A 23139-nucleotide genomic window follows, 5' to 3' on the forward strand; every position below is an offset into this window, starting at 1 on the left:
GGTGTCATGGACCTGACGCCGTACATCGCGAACCTTCGCGAAGACCTCGCGAACACGGCCTCCGCCGGGGACGAGCAGACCCGGCGCACGGCCGCACTGCTTTCCGCCGCCCTCGAACCCTCGGCGCGGCTCACGTTGATGACCGCGCTGGCCGACCTCGCCGCCGAGGTGACCGCGGCCCTGCCGGGCCAGGTCGTGGACGTCCGGCTCGACGGCCGCGACGTGCGCGTGGTCGTGACCGGCTCGGCCGAGCCCGCGGCTCGCGCGGAACAGCCGCCGACGCCGACCCCGCCGCCTCCGCCGATCGACGGCGGTGACATCTCGCGCATCACGCTGCGGCTGGTGGAGCAGATCAAGGGCCAGGCCGAGCAGGCCGCGGCCGCGCAGGGGGTTTCGCTCAACACGTTCGTCGCCCAGGCCGTGCAGGGGGCGCTCGGCCAGGCGCAGCACCACCAGCAGCGGCGCCACCAGGGCGGCCGCTCCTCGGAGACCAAGCTCCACGGCTGGGTCGAAGGCTAGAGGGGGAAGCGATCATGGGTGAAGAGAACGAAAAGCGCGCTTCGGAGTACGGCGAGGAAGCGGTCGCGGGTGCGGCTGAGGAAGCTGTTGCCGGGGCTTCGGGTTCCGGGGCAGCTGAGGGCTCTGGGGCTTCGGGTTCTGGGGCTTCGGGTTCTGGGGCTTCGGGTTCTGAAGCTGAGGCTGCTGGGGCGGCTCCGGATTCCGGTGATTCCGCTGCCGAGGAGTCCGCTGCGGCCGAGCCGGTCGCCGAGTCCACTTCGGACGGTCCGCTGGTCCGGTCCCAGGAGTTCGAGGCCGACGGGCCGCTTGAGCTCGACGTCGGCGTGACGATCGGCCGGGTCGAGCTGGTGCTGGACCGCGAGTCCGGCGCCCGGGTGGAGCTGCGGCACGACGCCGGCGAGCAGCCGCCGTGGGTCAGCGGCGTGAACAACCTGCTGTCCTGGGTCGGCGAACGCTTCGGCGACCAGCTCGGCGTGACAGCCGACGCTTCACCGGCCGACGCGGTGCGCCAGGCGCGCATCGAGAAGACCGGCAACAGGATCGTGGTGCGCGCGGCGAAGGCGTGGCAGCTGCGCAACGTTCCGGTGGCCGTCACGGTGCACGCGCCGAAGGGTTCCCACGTGGAGGTGCGCGCCGGCGCCGCCGACGTCACGGTCTCCGGCACCGCCGGCCGCGCCGACATCCTCACCGGCTCCGGCGAGGTCACGCTCGACCAGGCCGAGGGCGCCGCCATCGTGCGCACCGGCACCGGCCGCGTGAAGCTCGGCCCGACCCCGGCCGGCCTGCAGCTGCGCACCGGCAGCGGCTCGGTCGAGGCCGCCGCCGTATCGGGCTCGGCAACCCTGGCCACCGGCACCGGCAACGTCTGGCTCGGCTCCGTCGCGGGCGAGGTGATGGCCCGCACCGGCAGCGGCGACCTCTCAGTGGCCGAAGCGGCCTCCGGCTCGGTCGACCTGATCACCGGCTCGGGCGAGGTCCGCGTGGGCATCCGCCGCGGTGTGGCGGCCGAAGTCGAACTCGCCTCCTCCGCGGGCCGCGTCTCCAGCGAACTCGACGTCTCCGACGTCCCTCCGGAAGCGGGCGCCACCCTGCGCGTCCGCGCCCGCACCGGCACGGGCAACGCGGTGGTGACCCGCGCGGCCGGCTAAGGGGGAAGCGGCGGTCCGACCCGAGGCATCCGGGTCGGACCGCCGCTTCATATCCATGGCCAAGACGGCCACCTCTCCGGCCTGAGCCCGAAAAGCCCGCGCCTCCGCCAGGGGCGCACGGCCGAACCTCCGCCGCACCGAACGGGCACAGCCCGCCCGGCTCGACACCGCCGCCTTCACCCCAGCCCGTTGCTTCGTCAGCACTGCCAGCGCGGTCGCACTTCCCGCCCGCGACAACGGACAGCGCCTCCACAGGCACCAGCGGCGCACGGCCGAATCGTTGGCCGCAAGCCAACCCGGCGAGACCCAGTCCCCTCGGCACCACTCCAGGCCCCAACGGCCCAACTCTTCGCGCCTACCAGCGCGGTCGCACTTCTCACCCGCGCCAAAGGACATCGCCTCCACAGGCACCAGCGGCGCACGGCCAAATCCTTGGCAGCACGCCAACCCGACGAGACCCAGTCCCCTCGACACCACTCCAGGCCCCCACAGCCCAACCCTTCGCGCCTACCAGCGCGGTCGCACTTCCGGCCGCGCCAAAGGACATCGCCTCCACAGGCACCAGCGGCGCACGACCGAATCGTTGGCCGCACGCCAACCCGGCGAAGCCCAGTCCCCTCGACACCACTCCAGGCCCCCACAGCCCAACCCTTCGCGCCTACCAGCGCGGTCGCACTTCCGGCCGTTTTGCCCGAGGTGCGGGCCTCCCGGCGCCAGGCAGCCCTCGGCAGACCACCTGCCGGCGCCGGCACGCCGCGTCCGCTCGACACTACGCACGTCCAGACCGGCCTGCCGATTCGTCTGCTCACCTCAGTCGGTCACATGCCCGCCGGGCGCCGAAGGACCGACCCGGCGCCCGGCGACCCGCGGCCGAACCCGGCCAGGAAGCGGCCCAGCCCGGTCGGCTCGACTCCGCTCGCGACCGACCCGCCCGCCCGCCCGCCGGCCGCTTCACACCCGCGGGGGCGGTCGCGGACATCGCCGACGCTGAAAGATCGGGCACTGTCCGGGAGGCAGGCGGCTGGCGGCTGGCCGCCGAATCCTTGGCCGCGCCCGAAACAGCAAGCCCGATGCGCTCCACACACTCGCATCCGGACGTGCCCACAGCTTCCTGTGCACCGCTCGAGCCGGTCAGCGCCTGAGAAAGAAATGCTTCTTCCCCAAGGGTTTTCGCCGTCGCGCAGAGAACCCCGCGGCTCAGCGCACCGCCCGCCCCAACGGTTTCGCCAAGTCGCCGCGCGGGCCGACCACCACGCCGCTCAGTCCGAGCCACTCGGCCATGTGCGCCAGCTCCCCCGCGAGTTCCGTGGCGACCCGCGGCACGTCCGCCCCCTCCTCGGCGAAAGAGCCCTGCACGCGCAGCACCCCGGCGGCGCGGTCGGACTTGAGGTCCACGCGGCCGACCAGGGAACCGTCGAGCAGGAACGGGAAGACGTAGTAGCCGTGCACCCGTTTGGGCTCCGGCACGTAGATCTCGATGCGGTAGCGGAAGCCGAAGAGCCGTTCGGTGCGGGCGCGTTCCCAGATGAGGGGGTCAAAGGGGCTCAGCAGTGCGCGGCCGGTGATCGCGCGCGGGGTGCGGGCGGCCGTGTGGCGGTAGGCGACACCGCGCCAGTCCCGGACCTGCACGGGTTCGAGCGTGCCTGCCTCGACGAGGTCCGCGACGGCCTGGCGCGCGACGTCCGGGCCCAGGCGGTAGTAGTCGCGCAGGTCGGTTTCGGTGGCGATGCCGAGGGCACGCGCGGAGCGGTCGATGAGGCCGCGGGCGCCTTCGTCGACCGAGACCTGGCGGGACAGGATCTCGGGCGGCACCACGCGTTCGGTGAGGTCGTAGAGCCGCTCGAACGACCGGCGCGTGCCGGTGGACAGGCGGCCGAGGCCGAAGAGGTACTCGCAGGCCTTCTTGACCATCGAGCGTTCCCACCACGCCCCGGGGGCGCGCCCGGCGGCCTCGGACTCCAGCGCCTTCTCGATGGCGCCCGCGCCGATCGGGCCGTGTTCCTTCACGACGGCCAGCACGTCCTCGATCAGGCCCGGCGCGGTGTCGAGCACGCGGCTGTAGCCGCGCCACCAGCCGTCTCGTTTGGCGCCGGAGCGCAGCAGCGGCCAGTCTTCGACCGGCAGCAGGCTGGCCTCGTGCGCCCAGGACTCCACGAGCATCCGCGGTTTGCGCGCGGTGTCGGTCCAGGCCGCGTCGTCGACGAGCGCCTGGTCGTAGGCGCCCAGGCGCGAGAACACGGGCATGTAGTGGGCGCGCACGGCGACGTTCACGGAGTCCAGCTGCAGCAGCTGGACCCGCGAAAGCACCTTCGCCAGGTGCCGGCGGGTGGGCGGCGCGGTGGGGCGCGCGTCGGCGAACCCCTGGGCGGCCAGCGCGGTGCGGCGGGCCGCCGGAAGGCTGATCGTCTGCATGATCTCGCCATGGTGCCAGCCGCCCCCGACAGTTTCCGCGACGGCGGGCGGTAGATTCCCCCGCGTGAGTGCCGCCGAAGTCCGCCCCGCGAGCCTGTCCGACGCCCCGGAGATCGCCCGCATCCAAAGAGTCACCTGGCGGGCGGCCTACACCGACCTGCTGGGCGCCGAAGCCATCGACGCGCTCGACGCCGCCGACCTCGAAGGCACGTGGGCCGAGACCGTCGAGTTCCCCGGCACGCGGGTGTACCTCGCGGTGGAAGGCGAGTTCACCGTCGGCTACTGCGTCGCCGGCCTCGCGCCCGCCGACGAGAGCGCCACCGCCGACGGCACCGCCCCGGCCGACGCCGCCACCACCGCGCTCATCGCGACCCTCGTGGTCGAGCCGCGCTGGGGCCGGCGCGGCCACGCCGGCCGCCTGCTCGGCACCGCCGCCGGCGACCTGCGGTCGGACGGCCTCGAGCGCGGCATCACCTGGGTCGCGCAGTCCGACCACGCCACGCTGGGCTTCTACCGCCGCGCCGGCTGGGCACCCGACGGCACCGTGCGCACCCTCGACACCGGCCGCGGCACGCTGCGCGAAGTGCGCCTCACCGGCACGCTGGAGCTGGAGCTCACGCACTGACGGCGGGTTCTTCGCGCTTCGCGAAGACCACCCAGCGCATCACCGAGTACATGAACACGCCCTCGCACGCCCCGGCGATGATGCGCGACACGTGGTACTCCAGGCCCAGCGCGGACAACCCGGCGCCCACCCCCAGCAGGAACGCCGCGTAGTTCACCCCGATCGCCACCACGTACAGCACCGCTTGGCGCCCGACCGGCGCGTGGGAGCGGAAGTTCAGCGCGCGGTTGAGCACGAAGCTGAGCCCGAACGCGACCACGTACGACACGCTGATCGCCAGCCACACCGGCCAGTCGAGGCCGCCGTGGAACACCGTGAGCAGGCCGAGATCGACGCCGAACGTGAAGCCGTTGATGATCGCGAACCCGAGGAAACTCGGCGCGACGAGCCGCGACAGCCCGAACGGCAGGATCCGGACGACGGCCGCGCAGAACCCGGCGAAGCGATCGGCGAAGGGCACGTCGGTCACGCCCGAATGGTGGCAGCCCGAGGTGTCGCGTACCGAACGTCCAGGTGATCTTCTGGGGTCGGCCCCCGCCGGGATAGGGGGGTTAACCCCCGTGACCTTTTCGTGACGACTGCTAGCCTCGAATGACGAGGATCACTCACATCAGGGGGGAGGCACGATGGGCTGGTTGCTGCTGACGCTCGGCGTCGCGTTCGGCTCGGCCATCGTGCCGCTGGTCAACGCCGAGCTCTTCGTGGTGGGCCTGTGCGCGAGCCAGCACAACCCGCACTGGCTGTGGCTCGGCGCCGCCGTGGCGGTCGGGCAGATGGGCGGCAAGCTCTTCTACTTCCTCGCCGCCCGCGGATCCATCCGGCTCCCGGCGTTCCTGCACGACCGCCTCCACCGCGAACGCCCGCCCAGCGCCCGCCGCGACCGGTGGCACCGGCGCACCAAGGTGCTCCGCTCGAAGGTCGAAGCCCTGCGCGAACGCTGCCAGCGCCACCCCCACTGGATGACCGGCACCTACGGCGTCAGCTCCGTCGTCGGCCTGCCGCCCTTCATGGCCACGAGCGTGCTGGCCGGCATGGTGCGGATGCGGCTGGTCACGTTCCTCGCCGCCGGCCTCGCGGGCCGCTGGGTGCGCTTCAGCCTGCTCGCGGCGGCGCCGGCGGTGTTCACCGGCTGGCTCCACTGATCAACGCCATGACCGAGACACCCGGCGACGGCACCGTGGAACTGCAGATCGAAGAGGTCGTCGAAGTGGCCGCCGGGCAGGCGGTCGTCACGGTGCGCTGCCTGCGGGGACCGGTTTTCCTCGAAGCCGGCTTCACGCGGCTCATCCCGCAACTGCCCAGGGCCGAGCGGCACAGCCCCCCACCCACCGGCCCGGCCACCGCGATCGACTTGAAGCTCACGAAGATCGTCCGGTACCGCGAACTGCGCGGGCTCGACGCCGTTCACACGGCGCTGGTGACCCTGCGCGGACCGGGCGTCGAGCAGCTGAGGTCCGCCACCAGGGACTTCGGGTGCCAGATCGTGCAGGGCACCAACACAGCACGAGAGCGGCGGAAGGGCAACCCCTAGTCCGCCACGCCCCCTGTTTTCCCGCTCTCCGCGGCTTCCAGGTCCACGGCCTTGCGCATCGTCGCGCGGGCCCGGCGGCGGTCGCCCGCGATGTCGTAGGCGTAGGCCAGGCGGTACCAGCCGCGCCAGTCGTCGGGGGCGGCTTCGACCTCGGTGCGGCGCTGGTCGAACCAGGCGTCGGCGGCGGTGCGGTCGACGCGGCCGGACGGGCGGCGCGGCAGGTCGGAGACGTCGGGCAGCACGCCCTCCGCGTCGAGGCGACGGGAGAGGCGCTGGATCTGCAGGCCGGAGCGCCAGGTGGCCACCACGATCCACACGCCCAGCAGCGGCAGCACGAACACGCCGACGCCGAGCGCGATGCCCGCGGGCGAACCGGTGGCGAACAGCTCGATCGCCCGGTCCGCCAGCAGGACCAGGTAGACGACCAGCGCCGCCGTGAGCAGCAGCGCGACGTTGCGGGCCCTCACAGGTCGAGCACGTTCTCCAGGCCGACCGTGAGGCCGGGGCGCGACACCACCGAACGCACGCCGAGCAGCACGCCGGGCATGAACGACGTGCGGTCGAGCGAGTCGTGCCGGATGGTCAGGGTCTCCCCCTCGCCGCCGAACAGGATCTCCTCGTGCGCCACCAGCCCGGGCAGGCGCACGGAGTGCACGGGAACGTCGGCGACGCGAGCGCCGCGGGCACCGTCCACTTCGGACGTGGTGGCGTCCGGACCCGGCTCGAGCCCGGCGGCCGCGCGGGCCTCGCCGATCATCCGCGCGGTGTGCGACGCGGTGCCGGACGGCGCGTCGGCCTTGCGGTTGTGGTGCAGCTCGATGATCTCGGCCGAGGCGTAGAACCGGGCGGCCTGCCCGGCGAAGCGCATCGCGAGCACCGCGCCCAGCGCGAAGTTCGGCGCGATGAGCACGCCCAGCCCCGGCTTCTCGGCCAGCAGCGACCGCACCTCCGCCAGCCGCTCCTCGCTGAAGCCGGTCGTGCCGACCACGGCGTGCAGGCCGTGCGCGATGAGGTGGCGCAGGTTGTCCATCACGGCGTCGGGGTGCGTGAAGTCCACCACGACCTGCGCGTCGGCCAGCGGCGCGAAGTCGTCGCCCGCGTCGAGGGCCGCCACCAGTTTCAGGTCCGCGGCGCCCTCGACGGCCTGGACCACGGTGGCGCCCATGCGGCCGCGCGCGCCCAGCACGCCGACGCGGATCGGGGAGTCGGTCATGACGCGATCACCTCGTGCAGATCGTCCGGCAGGTCGTCGGCGTGAGCGTACGGCCCCACCACGGCCGCGGCCGACACCCCACCGGGGCGGCGCAGCAGAGTGCGAGCCAGCGCACACACCTCGTCGGTCGTCACCTCGTCGATGCGGGCGACGGTGTCGTCCACGCCGAGGTACCGGCCGTAGTTCAGCTCGTTCTTGCCGATGCGCGACATGCGCGACGACGTGTCCTCCAGCCCCAGCACGAGCCCACCGCGCAGCTGCCCCTTGGCGCGCGCCACCTCGGCGTCGGACAGCCCGTCGGCCGCGACCCCGTCGAGCACCTCGCGGATCACGCCCGCGACCTGCCCGAGGCGCTCCGGCTGGCAACCCGCGTACACCGCCAAGTGCCCGGTGTCGGCGTAGCTCGCCGTGGACGAGTACACCTGGTACGCGAGCCCGCGGCGCTCCCGGATCTCCTGGAACAGCCGCGAGCTCATGCCGCCGCCCAGCGCCGCGTTGAGCACCGACAGCGCGAAGCGCCGGTCGTCGTGGCGCGGCAGCGAGCGCAGCCCGAGCATCACGTGGGCCTGCTCGGTGTCGTCGGTGTGCAGCGCGAGCTTCGGCGCGATCTGGATGCGCGCCCGGCCCGCGCGCGGCGCCACCGGCACCCCCGCGCCGTTGAGCCGGTCACCCAAAGCCTTGCGCACCAGGCGAAGCACCTGGTTGTGCTCGATGTTGCCGGCGACCGCGAGCACCATGCGCGGCAGCGTGTAGCGGCGCTTGTAGAAGCCGCGCAACGCCACCGGCGACATGTCCGTGATCGACTTCTCGGTGCCCAGCACCGGCCGGCCGAGCGGGTGCTCACCGAGGATCGCGCCCACGAACGTCTCGTGCAGCAGGTCCTCGGGGTCGTCGTCGCGCATCGCGATCTCTTCGAGCACCACGCTGCGCTCGGTGTCCATGTCGCGGTCGGTGCACAGCGCCTCGAACACCACGTCGGTCACGAGGTCCATCGCCAGCGGCAGGTCGGCGTCGAGCACCTGCGCGTAGTAGCAGGTGTGTTCCTTGGCCGTGAACGCGTTGAACTCGCCGCCGACGGCGTCGATCTCCTCGGCGATCTGCGTGGCGTCGCGGTTGCTGGTTCCCTTGAACAGCAGGTGTTCCAGGTAGTGCGCGGCGCCGGCGACCGCGAGCGGCTCGTCGCGCGAACCCACGCCCACCCACAGCCCCACCGTGGCCGAGCGCGACGCCGGGACGTACTCGGTGATCACCCGCAGCCCGCCGGGGAGCACGCTCCGCCTGACGACCGCACCGTCCTGAGTGGACTCGAGCGTGCGGGTGCTGCCGACGGGCTGCTCGTGCCCGGAAACCTGCCGTGCCATGGGTTCCTTACTCACGATGCCGCGAAGGCCTCCTCGCGAGGTTCCACGAGGAGGCCTTCGACGGGACTGGTTCTTCAGGAAGAACGGACTTACTTGGCTTCGGCTTCGGCCTCGGCCTTGTCGCCACCCTCGGCGGGCGCGGCGTCGTCTTCCTTGACCACGATCAGGCTGATCTTGCCGCGGTTGTCGATGTCGGCGATCTCGACGCGGAGCTTGTCGCCCACGTTGACCACGTCCTCGACCTTGGCGATCCGCTTGCCGTTGCCCAGCTTCGAGATGTGGACGAGGCCGTCCTTGCCCGGCAGCAGCGACACGAACGCGCCGAACGCGGCCGTCTTCACCACGGTGCCGAGGAAGCGCTCGCCGACCTTCGGCAGCTGCGGGTTGGCGATCGCGTTGATCAGGTCGATCGCCGACTCGGCCGACGGACCGTCGGCCGCGCCCACGTAGATCGTGCCGTCGTCCTCGATGGAGATGTCGGCACCGGTCTGCTCGGTGATCGAGTTGATCATCTTGCCCTTCGGGCCGATGACCTCGCCGATCTTGTCGACCGGGATCTTCACCGAGGTGACGCGCGGGGCGTACGGGCTCATCTCGTCCGGGCCGTCGATCGCCTCGGCGATCACTTCCAGGATGGTGAGGCGAGCGTCCTTCGCCTGCTTCAGCGCGGCCGCGAGGACCTCCGACGGGATGCCGTCGAGCTTCGTGTCGAGCTGCAGCGCGGTGATGATGTCCTTGGTGCCCGCGACCTTGAAGTCCATGTCGCCCAGGGCGTCCTCGGCGCCGAGGATGTCGGTGAGCGCGACGTAGCGCGTCTCGCCGTCGACCTCGTCGGACACCAGGCCCATCGCGATGCCCGCGACCGGCGCCTTCAGCGGCACGCCGGCGTTGTACAGGCCCATCGTGGACGCGCAGACCGAGCCCATCGACGTGGAGCCGTTGGAGCCCAGCGCCTCGGAGACCTGGCGGATCGCGTACGGGAACTCGTCCCGCTTCGGCAGCACCGGGACCAGGGCGCGCTCGGCGAGCATGCCGTGGCCGATCTCGCGCCGCTTCGGCGAACCGACGCGGCCGGTCTCGCCGGTGGAGAACGGCGGGAAGTTGTAGTGGTGCAGGTAGCGCTTCGTCGTCTCCGGGGAGAGCGAGTCGATCTGCTGCTCCATGCGGAGCATGTTCAGCGTGGTGACGCCCAGGATCTGCGTTTCTCCACGTTCGAAGAGCGCCGAACCGTGGGCGCGCGGGATCACGGCGACCTCGGCCGAGAGCGACCGGATGTCGGTGAGACCGCGGCCGTCCATGCGGATCTTCTCGGTGAGCACGCGCTGGCGCATGATCTTCTTGGTCAGCGCCTTGAACGCGCCGCCGACCTCGCCGTCGCGACCCTCGAAGGCCTCGCCCTCGCCCAGGCCCAGCTTGGCCAGCACGGTGGCCTTGACCTCGTCGGTCGCGCCGTCGCGGTCCTGCTTGCCGGCGATGGTCAGCGCCTTCGCCAGGTCGTCGTTCGCGATCGCGGCGACGGCCTCGTACAGGTCCTGCTGGTAGGCCGGGAACAGCGGGAACTCGCCGGTCGGCTTCGCGGCGTCGGCGGCCAGGCGCTGCTGCGCCTCGCACAGCACCTTGATGAACGGCTTGGCGGCCTCGAGGCCCGCGGCGACCGCGGTCTCGTCGGGCGCCTTGCCGCCGGCGGCGATCAGGTCGAGCGTGTGCTCGGTGCCCTCGGCCTCGACCATCATGATCGCGACGTCATCGCCGACGATGCGGCCCGCGACGACCATGTTGAAGGTGGCCTGCTCGAGCTGCTTCCAGGTCGGGAACGCGACCCACTGGTCCTCGATCAGCGCGACGCGCACGCCGCCGACCGGGCCGGAGAACGGCAGGCCGGCGATCTGGGTCGACGCCGACGCGGCGTTGATCGCCAGCACGTCGTACGGGTCCTCGGGGTTGAGGCTCTGCACGGTGATGACGACCTGGATCTCGTTGCGCAGGCCGCTGGTGAACGACGGGCGCAGCGGCCGGTCGATCAGGCGGGCGGTGAGGATCGCGTCGGTCGACGGGCGGCCCTCACGGCGGAAGAACGCGCCGGGGATGCGGCCCACGGCGTACATGCGCTCTTCGACGTCCACGGTGAGCGGGAAGAAGTCGAAGTGCTCCTTCGGGTGCTTCGACGCCGTGGTGGCGGAGAGAAGCATGGTCTCTTCGTCGAGGTACGCGACGACGGAGCCGGCGGCCTGCTTGGCCAGGCGGCCCGTTTCGAAACGCACGGTGCGGGTGCCGAACCGGCCGTTGTCGATCACGGCTTCGGTCTCGTGCACGGTGACTCCGGTGGAGTCGGTCATAGGGTGTATCTCCTCTTTTGTGCTTCGTCCGGCGCGAGTCTCCCACCCTGGGACCTGGTTCGCCTGCGGACGCTCGAGGAGTGAGGCCGGTCTTCGATCGAAGCCCCCGGGTCATCACCCGGGAACCACTACCGAGGACCGGCGGACGGTTCCTCCAGCGCGCTCGCGCCGTTTTTTCTCTTCTGGCACCGAGGGGGAGCGACCAGGCCGGCCACTCCCCCTCGGGTCACGCTATCGGCGCAGGCCGAGCCGCTGGATCAGCGACCGGTAGCGCTCGATGTCCACCTTCATCACGTAGTTCAGCAGCCGGCGGCGACGGCCGACCAGCAGCAGGAGCCCGCGACGCGAGTGGTGGTCGTGCTTGTGAGCCTTGAGGTGCTCGGTGAGGCCGACGATGCGCTTGGTGAGCAGCGCGACCTGGGCCTCGGGGGATCCGGTGTCCGAGTCGTGCACGCCGTACTCGGTCAGGATCGACTTCTTCTCTTCGGTGGACAGCGCCACTGGTGTTGCTCCTCGTTGAATCAGTGCCGTGGGGCCCGCACCGCGCTGCGCGGCCGGGTAGTCGGTCACGGCCGCCACGGACTGCAGCCGGACCCGATCGTCGAGGTTACCAGCCGTGTGATCAGTGCCTTCCGGCGCGGTTCGCGTTCAGCCGCGGTCCCGAACGCCACCGCTCGACGGCGTGCGCAGCGGGAACGCGCGCAGCCGCCGGTAGCGCGGGCCCGGCGTGTCGGCGCCGCCCATGAGCACCACCTCGTGGGCGGTCCAGGTGCGGCTCGCGAACCCGGTGAGCAGCTGCGTCCACGGCCGGACCGTGCGCGGCCGGTCGCGGGGAAAGCGAGCCAGCGTGAGGTGCGGCCGGTACGGCCGGTCTTCCCGGTCCGCCCCGGCGGCTTCCGCCAGCCGCGGGAGACCTTCGCCCGTCACGCCCAACCACAGCACACCCGGAAATGTTCCCGGCCCGGTGAGCCGGACGTCAACGGAATTACGGCCGGCCAACGCGGGCGCGAGCTCGGCGGCGCGCTCGTCCTCGTCGGCTTCGCCGTAGTACGCGAGCGTGATGTGCCAGTCCTCGGGCGGCGACCAGCGCGGGCCGGGACCGGGTTCGCCCAGCGCCGCGGCCACCGCGGCCACGACGTCGGGCGGTGGGCACAGCGCCGTGAAGAGCCTCAAGCGGATCGGCGGCCGTCAGTGGCTGGCGCCGGCGCGGCGCAGGAGCTCGGCGAGGATCGGGAAGTCGTCGTCGAGGCGCTTCGCGGCCTCGGTGAGGTCCTCTTCCTCGGCGACCTCGCGCAGCGCGGCGAGCACCAGCCGCTCGTCGGAGCCCACCGGGATGTTGTCGCGGCCGACGGTGGGCCGCGAGTCGCGCACGTCCTCCAGCGCCGCCTGCATCGCGTCGCGGTTGCCCGCCGCGACGTCGGGCACGAGGATCTTGCGTTCGAGCATGATCATGCGGGCGAGCACCACGGGGTTGCCGATCTTGGCGCGCCGGCCGCTCATCACCTGGCTGAGCATCGGGGCGCTGATGCCGAGGACCTCGGCGAGGTAGGCCTGCGAGATGTCGAAGGCCACGACGAGCCTGCGCACCCGGTCACCCAGCGGTTCGCCGTACCACTCGCGTTGCAGTGCGACGTTCCGCTGGACGATCTTGTGGTCCTCCACCAGTTCTGCTCCCCTTGGTCCCCTCGTCCGGCCTGACCGGTGGTCCGGTCCGGTACCCCCGCCCGTGAGCATCTTGCCACCGCGCCCGCGCCCGGGCGGGCGGAACCGCCCATTCCGCCCCCGGCCGGACCCCGTCCGGGGGAACGGTGCTCAGCCGTCGGTGTGCTTCGGTCTCCGGGTGGTCAGTCTTCGATCTTCAGCGCTTCGCGCGTGCGCACCACGTCGTCGTCGATCCGCACCACGAGCTCCTCGGACCGGCTGAACCGCTCCTGGTCGCGCAGCCGCGTGACGAAGTCGAGCGCCACGTGCTGGCCGTAGAAGTCCTCGTCGACGTCGAGCACGAACGCCTCGACCGTGCGCTCACGGCCCGAGAACGTCGGGTTCGTGCCCACCGACACCGCCGCCCGCAGCCGCCGGGCCGGGTCCGACAGCCGGGTGAACCACGCCGTGTACACGCCGTCGGCGGGCACCGCGGCGAAGCGCGGCGTGGACAGGTTCGCGGTCGGGTACCCGAGGTCGTGGCCCCGGCCGTCCCCGCGCACCACGATGCCTTCCAGCCGGTGCGGCCGGCCGAGCGCGTCGGCCGCGGCCACCACGTCGCCGGCGTCGATGCACGAACGCACGTACGTGGAGGAGAAGGTGATGTCGTTGGCCACGCGGTCGTCGGCGAGCGAGCGGCCCTGCAGCTCCGCGCCGTAGGCCACGAAGCCGAAGCGGCTGCCGAGCTTGCGCAGCAGCGTCACGTCACCGGCGGCCTTGGCGCCGAAGGTGAAGTTGTCCCCCACCAGCACGGCGGCCGCGTGCAGCCGGTCCACCAGCACCTCGTGCACGAACTCGTGCGGCGAGAGGCGCGAGAGCTCGAGGGTGAAGGGCAGCACCGCGAACACGTCGACGCCGAGGGCCTCCACGAGCTCGGCCTTGCGCCGCAGCGTGGTCAGCTGCGCGGGGTGGCTGCCCGGGCGCAGGACCTCCGACGGGTGCGGGTCGAACGTGAGCACCACGCTCGGCACCCCGCGCTCGGCCGCCGCGCGCACCGTGCGCGAGATGAGCACCTGGTGCCCGCGGTGCACGCCGTCGAACACGCCGATGGTGACCACGCACCGTCCCCAGCCGCCCGGGAGATCCCCGAGGCCACGCCACCGCTGCACTGTCGTCAACTCTCCCCGCGCCGGTGTCCCACCCAACGCGACCCACCCTATGCGGGCAGCAGGACCACCACCGACCGGGCCACACCCTCGGCGTCGGCGGCCAGGGCGAGCACGCGGCCGTCGGGCGCGAAGAGGCCGTACGTGCCGTCGATGCCGGCGGCCGGGATCGCGCGGCCGTGGCGCACGGCCTGCGCCTCGGCCGCGTCGACGTCGCGGCGCGGGAAGGCCGCGGCCACGGCAGCGTCGAGGTCCAGCGACAGCTCGGGGGTCTCCTCGAGCTTCTCGAGCGTGCGGGCGCGGGCGAGCGTGAACGGCCCGACGGTGGTACGCCGCAGGGCGAGCAGGTGGCCGCCGACGCCGAGCCCGGCGCCGAGGTCGCGGGCCAGCGCGCGCACGTAGGTGCCCGAGGAGCACTCCACCACGGCGTCGAGCTCGATGCGGTCGTCCTCACGGCGGATGGCCAGCACGTCGAAGCGGTACACGGTGACCGGCCGCGGCGGCAGCACCACGTCCTCCCCCGCGCGCACCCGCGCGTACGCGCGTTTGCCGTCGATCTTCACGGCGCTCACGGCACTCGGCACCTGCTGGATGTCGCCGGTGAGCTCGGCGACGCCGGCCGCGAGCTGCTCTTCGGTGATCTTCGCGAGCACGGCCGGGTCGCCCTCGGTGAGCACCTCGCCCTCGGCGTCGTCGGTGGTGGTGGAGCTGCCCAGCGAGAGCGTCGCGAGGTAGGTCTTGCGGTCGAGCGCCAGGTGGCCCAGCAGCTTGGTGGCGCGCTCGATGCCGAGCACGAGCACGCCGGTGGCCATCGGGTCGAGCGTGCCGGCGTGGCCGACCTTGCGGGTGCCCATGATCCGGCGCGCCCTCGCGACGACGTCGTGCGAGGTCATTCCGGCCGGTTTGTCGACGATGAGCAGACCGGGCGGCGGAGCGGGGCGGCGCGGTTCTTTCGGGCGAGACACGGGGCGAACCCTATCGAGCCGTCCGGTTCGGACCCTGTGCGGACCGCCGGTGCCGGTCGGGCCGTGGTCACGCCGCGACGGCCACGGGTTCGGCCAGCACGTCACCGTCCCAGCGCCGCCGCGTGAGCCGCACCGGCACGTCCTCGCCGCGCGCTTCGGCGGCGAACACGTGGGCCCGGGCGCGGCGCCACCACACGAGCATCCGCCACGTGCCGAGCGCGAGCACCACCACGATGCTCAGCAGCGACACGCGGAAGTTCCCGCCCGTCCACTGCAGCAGCACGCCGACCACGAGCGAGGTGACCGTGGTGGCCACGAAGCCCGCGACGTTCACCACGCCGGTCGCCGTGCCCACGCGCTCGAGCGGGTTGTAGTCCCGCGCCAGCGCGAAGCCGATCATCGACACCGGGCCGCCGAGCGACAGCAGCGCGAACGCCGGCACCAGCACGCCGAGCGGGATGTGGCCGTTCCAGCCGAGCAGTACGGCCCACGTCACGGCGGCGGTGCCGAGATACCCGCCGACGATCGGCATCCGCAGCTCCGGGCGGCGGCTGATCACCGTGCCGAGCACCGGGCCGCCCGCCAGCGAGCCGAACACGAACACCGTGAGCACGGCACTCGCGGTCGCGGCCGGGATCCCTTGGCCCTCCACGAGGAACGGCACGCCCCACAGCAACGTGAGCACGTTGGGGGCGAACATCGTGGAGAAGTGCGTCCAGAACCCGAGCCGGGTACCGGGCACCCGCCAGGCGGCGCGGATCTGGCGCGCGAGCAGCGCCGGGTGCACGGGCGTGCGCTCGGGCACCGGGACGCCGGGCGGCGTGTCGCGGATGCGCAGCACCACCGGCACCGCGAACAGCACCGTGAGAGCGCCGACGGACACGAACGTGACCGTCCACCCGGGACCGGCGAGCAGCAGCGTGAGCGGCACGGTGGCGGCGAGGTTGCCGAGGTAGCCCACGGCGGAGGTGAACGTGGCGATCAGCGCGTACTGCCGCGCCGGGAAGTGCGCGGCGATCAGGCGCAGCACGCTCACGAACGTGAGGGCGTCGCCGAAGCCGAGCACACCGCGCGCGAGCAGGCCGACGCCGTAGCTCTCGGCGAACCCGAGCAGCAGCTGCCCTGAGCCCAGAATGAGCACGGCGGCGGTGAGCACGCGGCGCGGCCCGTAGCGGTCGACGAGCACGCCGGTGGGGATCTGCATGGCGGCGTAGACGCCGACCTGCAACACGGTGAAGGTGCCGAGCGCCGCGGCGCCGACACCGAACCGGTGCGCCGCCTCCAGCCCCGCCACCCCGAACGACGTCCGGTGGAACACGGCGAGCAAGTACACGGCGACGGCGGTGAGCCAGATGAGCCAGGACCGGACAGTGGCGCGGCCGGGCGACAAAATTCCTCCTGCGGGTAGCGATCGTCGGGAAAAGACGACGACGCTGCCGCCTCGATTGTTGTATCGCCTCAGCAAGGTCGAAACATAGCCGTTATCCGGGTGGGATCCACCACATCACCCGAACACCACTCGAACACCGCAGTGCGGGCCGGTGGTGGTGACTCGTTCGGGGCAGTGTGGCCGGGTTCTGCGGGTGGGCGTAGTCGGGTCGGTGGTCGCGGCGGCGAGTGGATCGACGCGGTTTTCGATGGGCCCGCGGCCTGATCGGGACTCGGCCGGCCGCGCCCGATCACCCGAGCGCGACCTCCCCCGACACGCCGACGACCGTGTCCCCGCCCACCCAGACCTCGCCGTCCGCCTGGTCGACGTACACGCGACCGCGGCGGCCGAGACGGGTGCCCTGGGCGGCGACGTACGACGCGGGCGCACGGTCGGCGCCGATGAGCCACTCGCCGACGGCGCCGTTGAGACTGCCGGTCACCGGGTCTTCGACCAGGCCGGTGAAGGCGCGCACCTCGAACGCCACCTCCGCGCCGGCCGGGTGGGGGCCGACGATGCCGACCTTGTACTTCCCGAGCTCCGCGACGTCGCGCTCGACGGCGAGGACGGTGGCGGCGTCGGGAAGGAGGAGGGCGAGCCAGCCGGGGCCGTTGTCGGCCCATCGGGCGTCGACGATGTCGGCCGGGGTCAGGTGCAGGGCCTTGCCGACCGCGGCGAGGTCTTCGGGCGCGACCGGGCCGCCGCGGGTGAGGGGTGGCGAGGCGAAGGCCAGGCGCGAGCCGGTGCGCCGCACGCGGACCAGGCCGGCGCCGCATTCCTGCACGACGTCGGCGCCCTTCGGCACGCCGCCGGCTTCGAGCCAGGCGCGGGCGGTGCCGAGCGTCGGGTGCCCGGCGAAGGGCAGCTCGCGTTCGACGGTGAAGATCCGCACGCGGTAGTCGGCCGAAGCGTGGGTGGGCGGCAGCAGGAACGTGGTCTCGCTGAGGTTGGTCCACCGCGCGAACGCGGCCATCCGCTCGTCGGACAGGCCTTCGGCGTCGTGGACCACGGCGAGGGCATTGCCGAAGGTGAGCTCGTCGGTGAAAACGTCGACCTGGCTGAAGCGCATGAGCCCCACCTTGGCACGGGACTCAGGCGGCCCGGACGGCGCCGACCACCGCCCAACGGCCCGAACGCCAGCGGACCAGCACGGCGGCCAGGCGGAACACCATGAACAGCGACAACCCCGTCCAGATCCCCGCGAGCCCCCAGCCGAACGCGAGCGAGAGCCAGATCAACGGCAGGAACCCCAGGCCCGCGCTGATCAACGTGGCGGTGCGCAGGAACGCGGCGTCGCCGGCGCCCAGCAGCACTCCGTCGAGCGCGAAGACCACGCCCGCGGTCGGTTGCAGGGCCACGAAGAACCACCACGCGTGCGGGATTTCCGCGAGCACCCCCGGATCCGAGGTGAACGCGTGCGGCAGCGTGCTCCACAGCGCGGCGAACAGCGCGCACAGGACACAGCCCAGCACCAGCCCGTAGGCCACGATCTGCGACGCGACCCCGCGCGCCTGCCGCTGCGCTCCCCCGCCCAGCGCCGCGCCCACCAGCGACTGCGCGGCGATGGCGACGGAGTCGAGCACCAGCGAGAGGAACGTCCACAGCTGCAGCACCACCTGGTGCGCGCCCACGGCCTCGGTCGACGTGCGCGCCGCGACCGCCGCCGCCGACACGAAGCAGGCCTGGAACGCCAGGCTGCGCAGCACGAGGTCGCGTCCGAGCTTCAGCTGCGCCCGCATCACGCCGAAGTCGGGCCGCAGCGGCACGCGCTCGCGCGCCAGCGCCGCGAAGAACAGCGACGCCGAGATCACCTGCGCCACCACGTTCGCGATCGCCGAACCCTCGAGGCCCAGCCCCGCGACGTACACGAGCAACGGGCACAACACGGCCGAGATGCCGTTGCCCGCCAGCACGTAACGCAGCGGGCGCGCCGCGTCCTGCACGCCGCGCATCCAGCCGTTGCCGGCCATGGTCACGAGGATCAGCGGCGCCCCGAACAGCGCGATCCGCAGCCACGACACGGCCGCGTCCGCGATCTCGTCGCTGCCCGAAAGCGCGCGGGCGATCGGCCCGGCCAGCAGCTGGCCCGCGACCAGCAGCACCACGCCGACGAGCACCGCCAGCCACGTGGCCTGCACGCCCTCGCGCACGGCTTCGTCGCGACGGCCGGCGCCGTGCAGCCGCGCGGTGCGGGACGTGGTGCCGTAGGACAGGAACGTGAGCTGCGTGGAGATCTGCGACAGCACCACCCCGCCCAGCGCGAGCCCGGCCAGCGGCAGCGCCCCGAGGTGCCCGACCACCGCGGTGTCGACCAGCACGTACAGCGGCTCGGCGGCCAGCACCCCGAGCGCCGGCACGGCGAGCCCCAGCACGCGCCGGGCGGGGATGCGGTCGTCGGAGGTCAGCGCGGCATCGGCAGGCACGGCAGGATCCGAGGGCACAGCATCGTTCGAGGAGACAGCATCGTTCGAAGAGACAGCAGGCGGGGCTTCATCGGGCACCCAGGGAGAGTAACCACCGCCACCGACAATTCGGGCGTCAAGCGCGCAGGATCACCGGCAGGTGCGCCAGGCCGCGGCTGCGGAACGACGAGCGCCACACCGGCTCGCCCGCCGGCGCCATCGCGGGGAACCGGCGCAGCAGCGTGCCGAAGCCGATCTCCAGCTCCAGCCGCGCCAGTGGCGCCCCGAGGCAGAAGTGCGGGCCGTGGCCGAACCCCACGTGCGGGTTGTCGGCGCGCTCGGCGTCGAACCCGTCCGGGTCGGCGAACACGGTCTCGTCCCGGTGCGCCGACGCGAGCGCGAGCAGCACCGTGTCGCCGGCCGGGATCGTGGTGCCGCCGATTTCCACGTCCCGCAGCGGAAACCGCCGGATCGCCAGCTGCGCCGGCGCCGCGTAGCGGAGGATTTCCTCCACAGTGGACGGACCCGGCGCGGTGCCCGGCCGCGTGAGCAGCTCGTGCAGCCCGTTGCCCAGTGTGTGCACCACGTTCTCGTATCCCGCGAGCAGCAGCAGAAACGCGGCGCTGAGCAGCTCGTCGTCGGTGAGGTCCGGCGCGACGACGCTGAGCAGGTCCTCCCCCGGCGCCGCCCGTTTCTCGGCGATCAGCCCCACCACGAAGCCGTACAACGACCGCATCGCCTCGCGCGCGGCCCCCGGGTCGACGGGCGTCAGCACGGCGTCGGTCCACGTGCGGAACTCCGCGACATCGGCCGGCGCCACCCCGAGCAGCACGCAGATCACCGTGATCGGCAGCGGCACCGCGTAGCCGTCCATGAGATCGGCCCGCGCGGGCAACGCGTCCGCCAGCTCCTCGGCGATGCGCGTGACCTCGGGGCGCAACGCCTCGACCCGCCGCGGCGTGAACGCGCGCCCCAGCAGCCGGCGCAGGCGGGTGTGCTCGGGCGCGTCGAGGTTGAGGAGGTTCTTGTCGAGCGCGGGCGGCAGGTCGAGACCGCGGTACCCGCCCGACGAGTGGGCCTTGTCGAGCGAGAGCCGCGGGTCGCCGAGGCCGGCCTTCACCTCGGCGTAGCGCGTGACCAGCCAGACCGGCGCGCCGTCGGGCGATTCCGCGCGGTGCACCGGCCCGGCGGCGCGCAGCCGGGCATACGCGCACACCGGGTCGGCCAGAAACTCGTCGTCGAACCGGACAGGTTCAGGCACGCTTGGCTGCCAGCAGCGGCGCGCGGCCGAGTGCTTCCCGCAGCTTCGCCAGCACGTCGTCCGAGCTGCCCGCCATCGTGCAGCCCGCCGCCATCCGGTGCCCGCCACCGCCGAACTCGGCCGCCACCGCCGACACATCGACCCGGCCGGCCGAGCGCAGCGACACCGTCCACACGGAACCATCGCCGTTCGGCCCGAACTCCTTCAGCACCCCGGCGACGCCGGCCTCCCGCGTCGCGCGGACCACGTCGATCACCGACTCGACCTCCTCCGCGCGCACGGTCGCCGCGACGGCCGAGCGCACCACCGCGTGCACGAACCCGAAGCCCTGCGCGCCTTCCGGCTCCAGCTCCGCCTCCGAAAGCACGGCCGAGAGCATCGGCAGCCAGGCGAACGGGTGATCGTCCACGATCCGCCGCGCGACCTCGGTCGGGTCGACGCCGGCCGTGAGCAGCCGCGCGGCGATCAGGTGCGTTTCGGGGCGGGCGCGGCGGAACCCGCTGGTGTCGGTGACGATGCCGGCGTACAGGCAGCGCGCGGCCGGCTCGTCGAGCTCCACGCCCATGGCCTCGATGATCTGCGCGACGAGCACCGCCGTGGCCTCGGTGGCCTCGTCGACCACGTGGTGCGTGCCGTAGTAGGCGTTCGTGGCGTGGTGGTCCACCACCAGCACGGCTCCCCCGGCGGCGCGCACGGCGTCGACCCGCCCCGCGAGCCGGCCCAGCCGCGCCGGCACCGGCGTGTCGAGCGCGACGAGCAGCTGCTCCGACTCGGGCAGGTCACCGGGCCGGGTGAGCAGGCCGTCGACGTCGAGCCAGGTCAGGGTCTCGGGGGCCTCGTCGGGCTCGCCGAAGGACACCCGCACGCGCGCGCCGCGGCGGTGCAGCACGTGGCCCAGCGCCAGGGCGCTGCCCAGCGCGTCGGCGTCGGGGCGCACGTGGCCCAGCAGGGTCACGTCGGTGGCCCCGGCGAGCAGGGCGGCGGCGGCTTCGATGTCCTGCGCCAAAATAGCTGTCACAGTGCGTCACGCTACGCTCTGCGGAATGCCTGAGTACGCGATCCTCGTCCACCCGTCCGCCAACCGGGTCTACGCCGCCTCGGCACCCGCGCTGCTGCGGGCCGAGCTGGCGGTGTTCGGCGCGGCCGGGCTCGGCGGCGGGCTGTCGGCGGCCGATGAGCTCGAACTCGGCGGCGTGGGCTACGTGACGTTCGCGAGCCCCGAACCGCTGTCGGAGCGGGCCATCGCGCTGCTGTCCAACCTGTCCTCGCTCTACGCGCTGTTCGAGCTGGGCGACGGTGTGCTGCGGCCGGTTCTGGTGCGGCCGCTGGCGAAAACGGACTCCGACCTGCTCACGATCCAGAAGTACGCGGGCAAGACCAACGAGCAGTTCACCAAGCTGCTGCTCAACGTCACGCTGCTCGCCTCGGCCGACCCGACCGGGTGGCTCGAACGGCCGCGGACGCTGCTCGATCCCCTGTGCGGGCGCGGCACCACGCTCAACCAGGCCGTGATGTACGGCTTCGACGCCACCGGCCTCGACGTGGACGGCAAGGACTTCGAGGCCTACGAGCAGTTCATCAAGACGTGGCTGCGCACCAAACGCGTGAAGCACACCGCCGACTCGGGGCAGCTGCGGCGCAACAAGGTGCGCCTCGGGCGCCGCCTCGACGTCGAGTACGCGTTCGACAAGGACGACTACAAGGGCGGCCAGACGCGCCGGCTCACCTACTTCAACGCCGACACCCTCACCACCGACGAGGTGCTCAAGGCGAACTCCGTCGACGTGATCGTGACCGACGCCCCGTACGGCGTGCAGCACGGCAGCCACCGCGAAGCCGGCCTCACCCGCAGCCCGCGTGACCTGCTCGCGGCGGCCGTTCCCGTGTGGACGCGGGTGCTGCGCCCCGGCGGCGCGCTCGGGATCTCGTGGAACACCCACGTGCTGCCGCGCGAGGAGCTCGTGGCGGTGCTCGCGCGGGCCGGGCTCGACGTGCGCGAGGGCGGGCCGTACGAGGAGTTCGGGCACCGCGTGGACCAGGCGATCGAGCGTGATCTCGTGGTGGCGGCGAAACCGGTCTGACTGTCCTTTGTGGCCAGGGCTCGGGTCAGAGGCCGAGCAGCTTGCGCGCGTTGCCTTCCGCGATCTTCTCGTGCACCTCGCGGTCGAGGTCCAGCGCGTCGAACCACGCGGCGGCCTCGGTCATCGACTCGAACGGGTAATCGGCGGAGAACAGCACCCGGTCGGCGCCGACCTCGTCGATCGTGAACAGCAGCTCGCGCGTGGCGAAGTTGCCGCTCGTGGTGAGGTGGAAGTTCTCGCGCAGGTAGTCGCGCAGCGGCCGGCGCGCGGGGATGCCGGCGGGCTTCACCTTCAACCGGTGGTCGGTGCGCCAGATGTTGAACGGCAGCAGCTCACCGAGATGCCCCAAGATCACCTGCACCCCCGGGTGTTCGTCGAACAGGCCGCTCGCCATGAGCCGCAACGCGTGCGTGCCGGTTTCCACCGAGAAGCCCCAGGCCGAGCCGTAGAGCCACGGGTGGCCTTCGAGCATCCGGCTGTCGCGCGGCAACGGATCACGCGGGTGCAGGTACACCGGCACGCCGAGGTCTTCCACCGCCGCCCAGAACGGCCGGTACCGCGGCTCGTCGAGGTAGGCGGTGCGGTCACCGTCCACTTCGGAAAACCCGTTCACGAGCGCACCCTTGAACCCCAGCTCGGTCACCGCGCGGCGCAGCTCCACGATCGCCTCTTCCGGATCCTGCAACGCAAGCGCGGCGAACGCGGCGAAGCGATCGGGCCGCAGCCGCACGTGCTCGGCCGCGACGTCGTTGGTGCGCCGCGCCCAGTCCACGGCCTGCGCGCGGTCGGGCAGGGCCTGGATTCCGGGCGCCAGCAGGGAAAGCACCACCAGCTCGATGCCGGCCTCGTCCATCAGCCGCAGCCGTTCGTCCTGGATGTCCAGCAACCGCCGGCGGTGCGGCGGCCACGTCCGCTCGGTGAAGTGCTCGCGCGACTGCTCGACGAGGTCGGGGTCGCTGGTGCCGAAGTGTTCTTCGAGGGCGATCTTGCGGACCATGCTGCTTGCTCCTCCCGATTCCGGTCCATCGAACATAGCATGCTATGGACTT

Annotated in this window: 23 protein-coding genes; 6 read left to right on the forward strand and 17 right to left on the reverse strand. The window is 72.4% G+C overall.

Annotated features, from left to right (window positions below; genetic code table 11):
• The first annotated feature begins 6 nt into the window (after positions 1-6).
• A complete protein-coding gene (locus VSH64_RS20415) occupies positions 7-519 on the forward strand; it encodes a toxin-antitoxin system HicB family antitoxin (protein ID WP_326837230.1) in 513 nt (170 codons plus the stop codon).
• A 269-nt stretch (positions 520-788) separates the two neighbouring features.
• Entirely contained in the window at positions 789-1667 is an 879-nt protein-coding gene (locus tag VSH64_RS20420) for a DUF4097 family beta strand repeat-containing protein (protein WP_326837988.1), read from the forward strand.
• A 1197-nt stretch (positions 1668-2864) separates the two neighbouring features.
• On the opposite strand, the gene VSH64_RS20425 is transcribed toward VSH64_RS20420, so the two are convergent.
• Complete coding sequence (locus tag VSH64_RS20425) at positions 2865-4079, reverse strand: winged helix-turn-helix domain-containing protein (RefSeq protein ID WP_326837231.1); 1215 nt, start codon at positions 4077-4079, stop codon at positions 2865-2867.
• A gap of 64 nt (positions 4080-4143) precedes the next feature.
• Here VSH64_RS20425 and VSH64_RS20430 point away from each other — a divergent pair, with 64 nt between their 5' ends.
• Entirely contained in the window at positions 4144-4704 is a 561-nt protein-coding gene (locus tag VSH64_RS20430) for a GNAT family N-acetyltransferase (RefSeq protein WP_326837232.1), read from the forward strand.
• Here VSH64_RS20430 and VSH64_RS20435 read toward each other — a convergent pair.
• A complete protein-coding gene (locus tag VSH64_RS20435) occupies positions 4694-5173 on the reverse strand; it encodes a GtrA family protein (protein ID WP_326837233.1) in 480 nt (159 codons plus the stop codon). The genes VSH64_RS20430 and VSH64_RS20435 overlap by 11 nt on opposite strands.
• Before the next feature lie 157 nt (positions 5174-5330).
• Here VSH64_RS20435 and VSH64_RS20440 point away from each other — a divergent pair, with 157 nt between their 5' ends.
• Together VSH64_RS20440 and VSH64_RS20445 are read left to right on the forward strand one after the other, a co-directional pair.
• Positions 5331-5846: a hypothetical protein gene (locus tag VSH64_RS20440; protein ID WP_326837234.1), complete on the forward strand. Its 516-nt coding sequence runs from the start codon at positions 5331-5333 to the stop codon at positions 5844-5846.
• An 8-nt stretch (positions 5847-5854) separates the two neighbouring features.
• Positions 5855-6235 (forward strand): hypothetical protein, encoded by a 381-nt coding sequence (locus VSH64_RS20445; RefSeq protein ID WP_326837235.1) that lies wholly within the window; start codon positions 5855-5857, stop codon positions 6233-6235.
• Here the strand turns inward: VSH64_RS20445 and VSH64_RS20450 are convergent.
• The 14 genes from VSH64_RS20450 to VSH64_RS20515 all read right to left on the reverse strand — a co-directional run bounded on the left by VSH64_RS20450 (position 6232) and on the right by VSH64_RS20515 (position 21027).
• Positions 6232-6702, reverse strand: a complete 471-nt coding sequence (locus VSH64_RS20450) for a tetratricopeptide repeat protein (protein ID WP_326837236.1) — start codon at positions 6700-6702, stop codon at positions 6232-6234. The genes VSH64_RS20445 and VSH64_RS20450 overlap by 4 nt on opposite strands.
• Entirely contained in the window at positions 6699-7448 is a 750-nt protein-coding gene (gene dapB, locus VSH64_RS20455) for a 4-hydroxy-tetrahydrodipicolinate reductase (protein WP_326837237.1), read from the reverse strand. The genes VSH64_RS20450 and dapB overlap by 4 nt, the downstream gene beginning before the upstream one ends.
• Positions 7445-8809, reverse strand: a complete 1365-nt coding sequence (locus tag VSH64_RS20460; RefSeq protein WP_326837989.1) for a M16 family metallopeptidase — start codon at positions 8807-8809, stop codon at positions 7445-7447. The genes dapB and VSH64_RS20460 overlap by 4 nt, the downstream gene beginning before the upstream one ends.
• Before the next feature lie 89 nt (positions 8810-8898).
• Complete coding sequence (locus tag VSH64_RS20465; protein ID WP_326837239.1) at positions 8899-11145, reverse strand: polyribonucleotide nucleotidyltransferase; 2247 nt, start codon at positions 11143-11145, stop codon at positions 8899-8901.
• 231 nt (positions 11146-11376) lie between these two features.
• A complete protein-coding gene (gene rpsO / locus VSH64_RS20470) occupies positions 11377-11646 on the reverse strand; it encodes a 30S ribosomal protein S15 (RefSeq protein WP_326837240.1) in 270 nt (89 codons plus the stop codon).
• Positions 11647-11793: 147 nt separating this feature from the next.
• The gene (thpR, locus tag VSH64_RS20475) at positions 11794-12318 is read right to left on the reverse strand and encodes an RNA 2',3'-cyclic phosphodiesterase (protein WP_326837241.1); all 525 of its coding nucleotides are present in this window, start codon (positions 12316-12318) and stop codon (positions 11794-11796) included.
• A 15-nt stretch (positions 12319-12333) separates the two neighbouring features.
• Positions 12334-12807, reverse strand: a complete 474-nt coding sequence (locus tag VSH64_RS20480; RefSeq protein ID WP_285965649.1) for a helix-turn-helix domain-containing protein — start codon at positions 12805-12807, stop codon at positions 12334-12336.
• A 182-nt stretch (positions 12808-12989) separates the two neighbouring features.
• Positions 12990-13955, reverse strand: coding sequence for a bifunctional riboflavin kinase/FAD synthetase (locus VSH64_RS20485; protein ID WP_326837990.1), 966 nt, complete (start codon positions 13953-13955; stop codon positions 12990-12992).
• A 47-nt stretch (positions 13956-14002) separates the two neighbouring features.
• Positions 14003-14917, reverse strand: a complete 915-nt coding sequence (truB, locus tag VSH64_RS20490) for a tRNA pseudouridine(55) synthase TruB (protein ID WP_326837243.1) — start codon at positions 14915-14917, stop codon at positions 14003-14005.
• 67 nt (positions 14918-14984) lie between these two features.
• Positions 14985-16310 (reverse strand): MFS transporter, encoded by a 1326-nt coding sequence (locus VSH64_RS20495; protein WP_326837991.1) that lies wholly within the window; start codon positions 16308-16310, stop codon positions 14985-14987.
• Between the two features lie 286 nt (positions 16311-16596).
• Positions 16597-17415, reverse strand: coding sequence for a PhzF family phenazine biosynthesis protein (locus tag VSH64_RS20500; protein ID WP_326837244.1), 819 nt, complete (start codon positions 17413-17415; stop codon positions 16597-16599).
• Positions 17416-17437: 22 nt separating this feature from the next.
• Entirely contained in the window at positions 17438-18769 is a 1332-nt protein-coding gene (locus VSH64_RS20505) for an MATE family efflux transporter (protein WP_407655657.1), read from the reverse strand.
• 115 nt (positions 18770-18884) lie between these two features.
• Positions 18885-20009 (reverse strand): cytochrome P450 family protein, encoded by a 1125-nt coding sequence (locus VSH64_RS20510; protein ID WP_326837245.1) that lies wholly within the window; start codon positions 20007-20009, stop codon positions 18885-18887.
• Positions 20002-21027, reverse strand: a complete 1026-nt coding sequence (locus VSH64_RS20515; protein WP_326837246.1) for a DHH family phosphoesterase — start codon at positions 21025-21027, stop codon at positions 20002-20004. The genes VSH64_RS20510 and VSH64_RS20515 overlap by 8 nt, the downstream gene beginning before the upstream one ends.
• A 25-nt stretch (positions 21028-21052) precedes the next feature.
• Between VSH64_RS20515 and VSH64_RS20520 the strand changes: the two genes are divergently transcribed.
• On the forward strand, positions 21053-22090 hold the full coding sequence (locus tag VSH64_RS20520) for a TRM11 family SAM-dependent methyltransferase (RefSeq protein WP_326837247.1): 1038 nt from the start codon (positions 21053-21055) through the stop codon (positions 22088-22090).
• Between the two features lie 25 nt (positions 22091-22115).
• On the opposite strand, the gene VSH64_RS20525 is transcribed toward VSH64_RS20520, so the two are convergent.
• A complete protein-coding gene (locus VSH64_RS20525; protein ID WP_326837248.1) occupies positions 22116-23087 on the reverse strand; it encodes an amidohydrolase family protein in 972 nt (323 codons plus the stop codon).
• Positions 23088-23139 lie beyond the last annotated feature (52 nt).

It is taken from the genome of Amycolatopsis rhabdoformis, assembly GCF_035918295.1.
Taxonomy (GTDB): domain Bacteria; phylum Actinomycetota; class Actinomycetes; order Mycobacteriales; family Pseudonocardiaceae; genus Amycolatopsis; species Amycolatopsis rhabdoformis.

Coding starts and splice junctions, on each gene's coding strand:
- VSH64_RS20415 (WP_326837230.1), top strand. CDS start 7: ATGGACCTGACGCCGTACATCGCGAACCTTCGCGAAGACCTCGCGAAC.
- VSH64_RS20425 (WP_326837231.1), bottom strand. CDS start 4,079: ATGCAGACGATCAGCCTTCCGGCGGCCCGCCGCACCGCGCTGGCCGCC.
- VSH64_RS20440 (WP_326837234.1), top strand. CDS start 5,331: ATGGGCTGGTTGCTGCTGACGCTCGGCGTCGCGTTCGGCTCGGCCATC.
- VSH64_RS20445 (WP_326837235.1), top strand. CDS start 5,855: ATGACCGAGACACCCGGCGACGGCACCGTGGAACTGCAGATCGAAGAG.
- dapB (WP_326837237.1), bottom strand. CDS start 7,448: ATGACCGACTCCCCGATCCGCGTCGGCGTGCTGGGCGCGCGCGGCCGC.
- VSH64_RS20460 (WP_326837989.1), bottom strand. CDS start 8,809: ATGGCACGGCAGGTTTCCGGGCACGAGCAGCCCGTCGGCAGCACCCGC.
- VSH64_RS20465 (WP_326837239.1), bottom strand. CDS start 11,145: ATGACCGACTCCACCGGAGTCACCGTGCACGAGACCGAAGCCGTGATC.
- VSH64_RS20500 (WP_326837244.1), bottom strand. CDS start 17,415: ATGCGCTTCAGCCAGGTCGACGTTTTCACCGACGAGCTCACCTTCGGC.
- VSH64_RS20520 (WP_326837247.1), top strand. CDS start 21,053: ATGCCTGAGTACGCGATCCTCGTCCACCCGTCCGCCAACCGGGTCTAC.
- VSH64_RS20525 (WP_326837248.1), bottom strand. CDS start 23,087: ATGGTCCGCAAGATCGCCCTCGAAGAACACTTCGGCACCAGCGACCCC.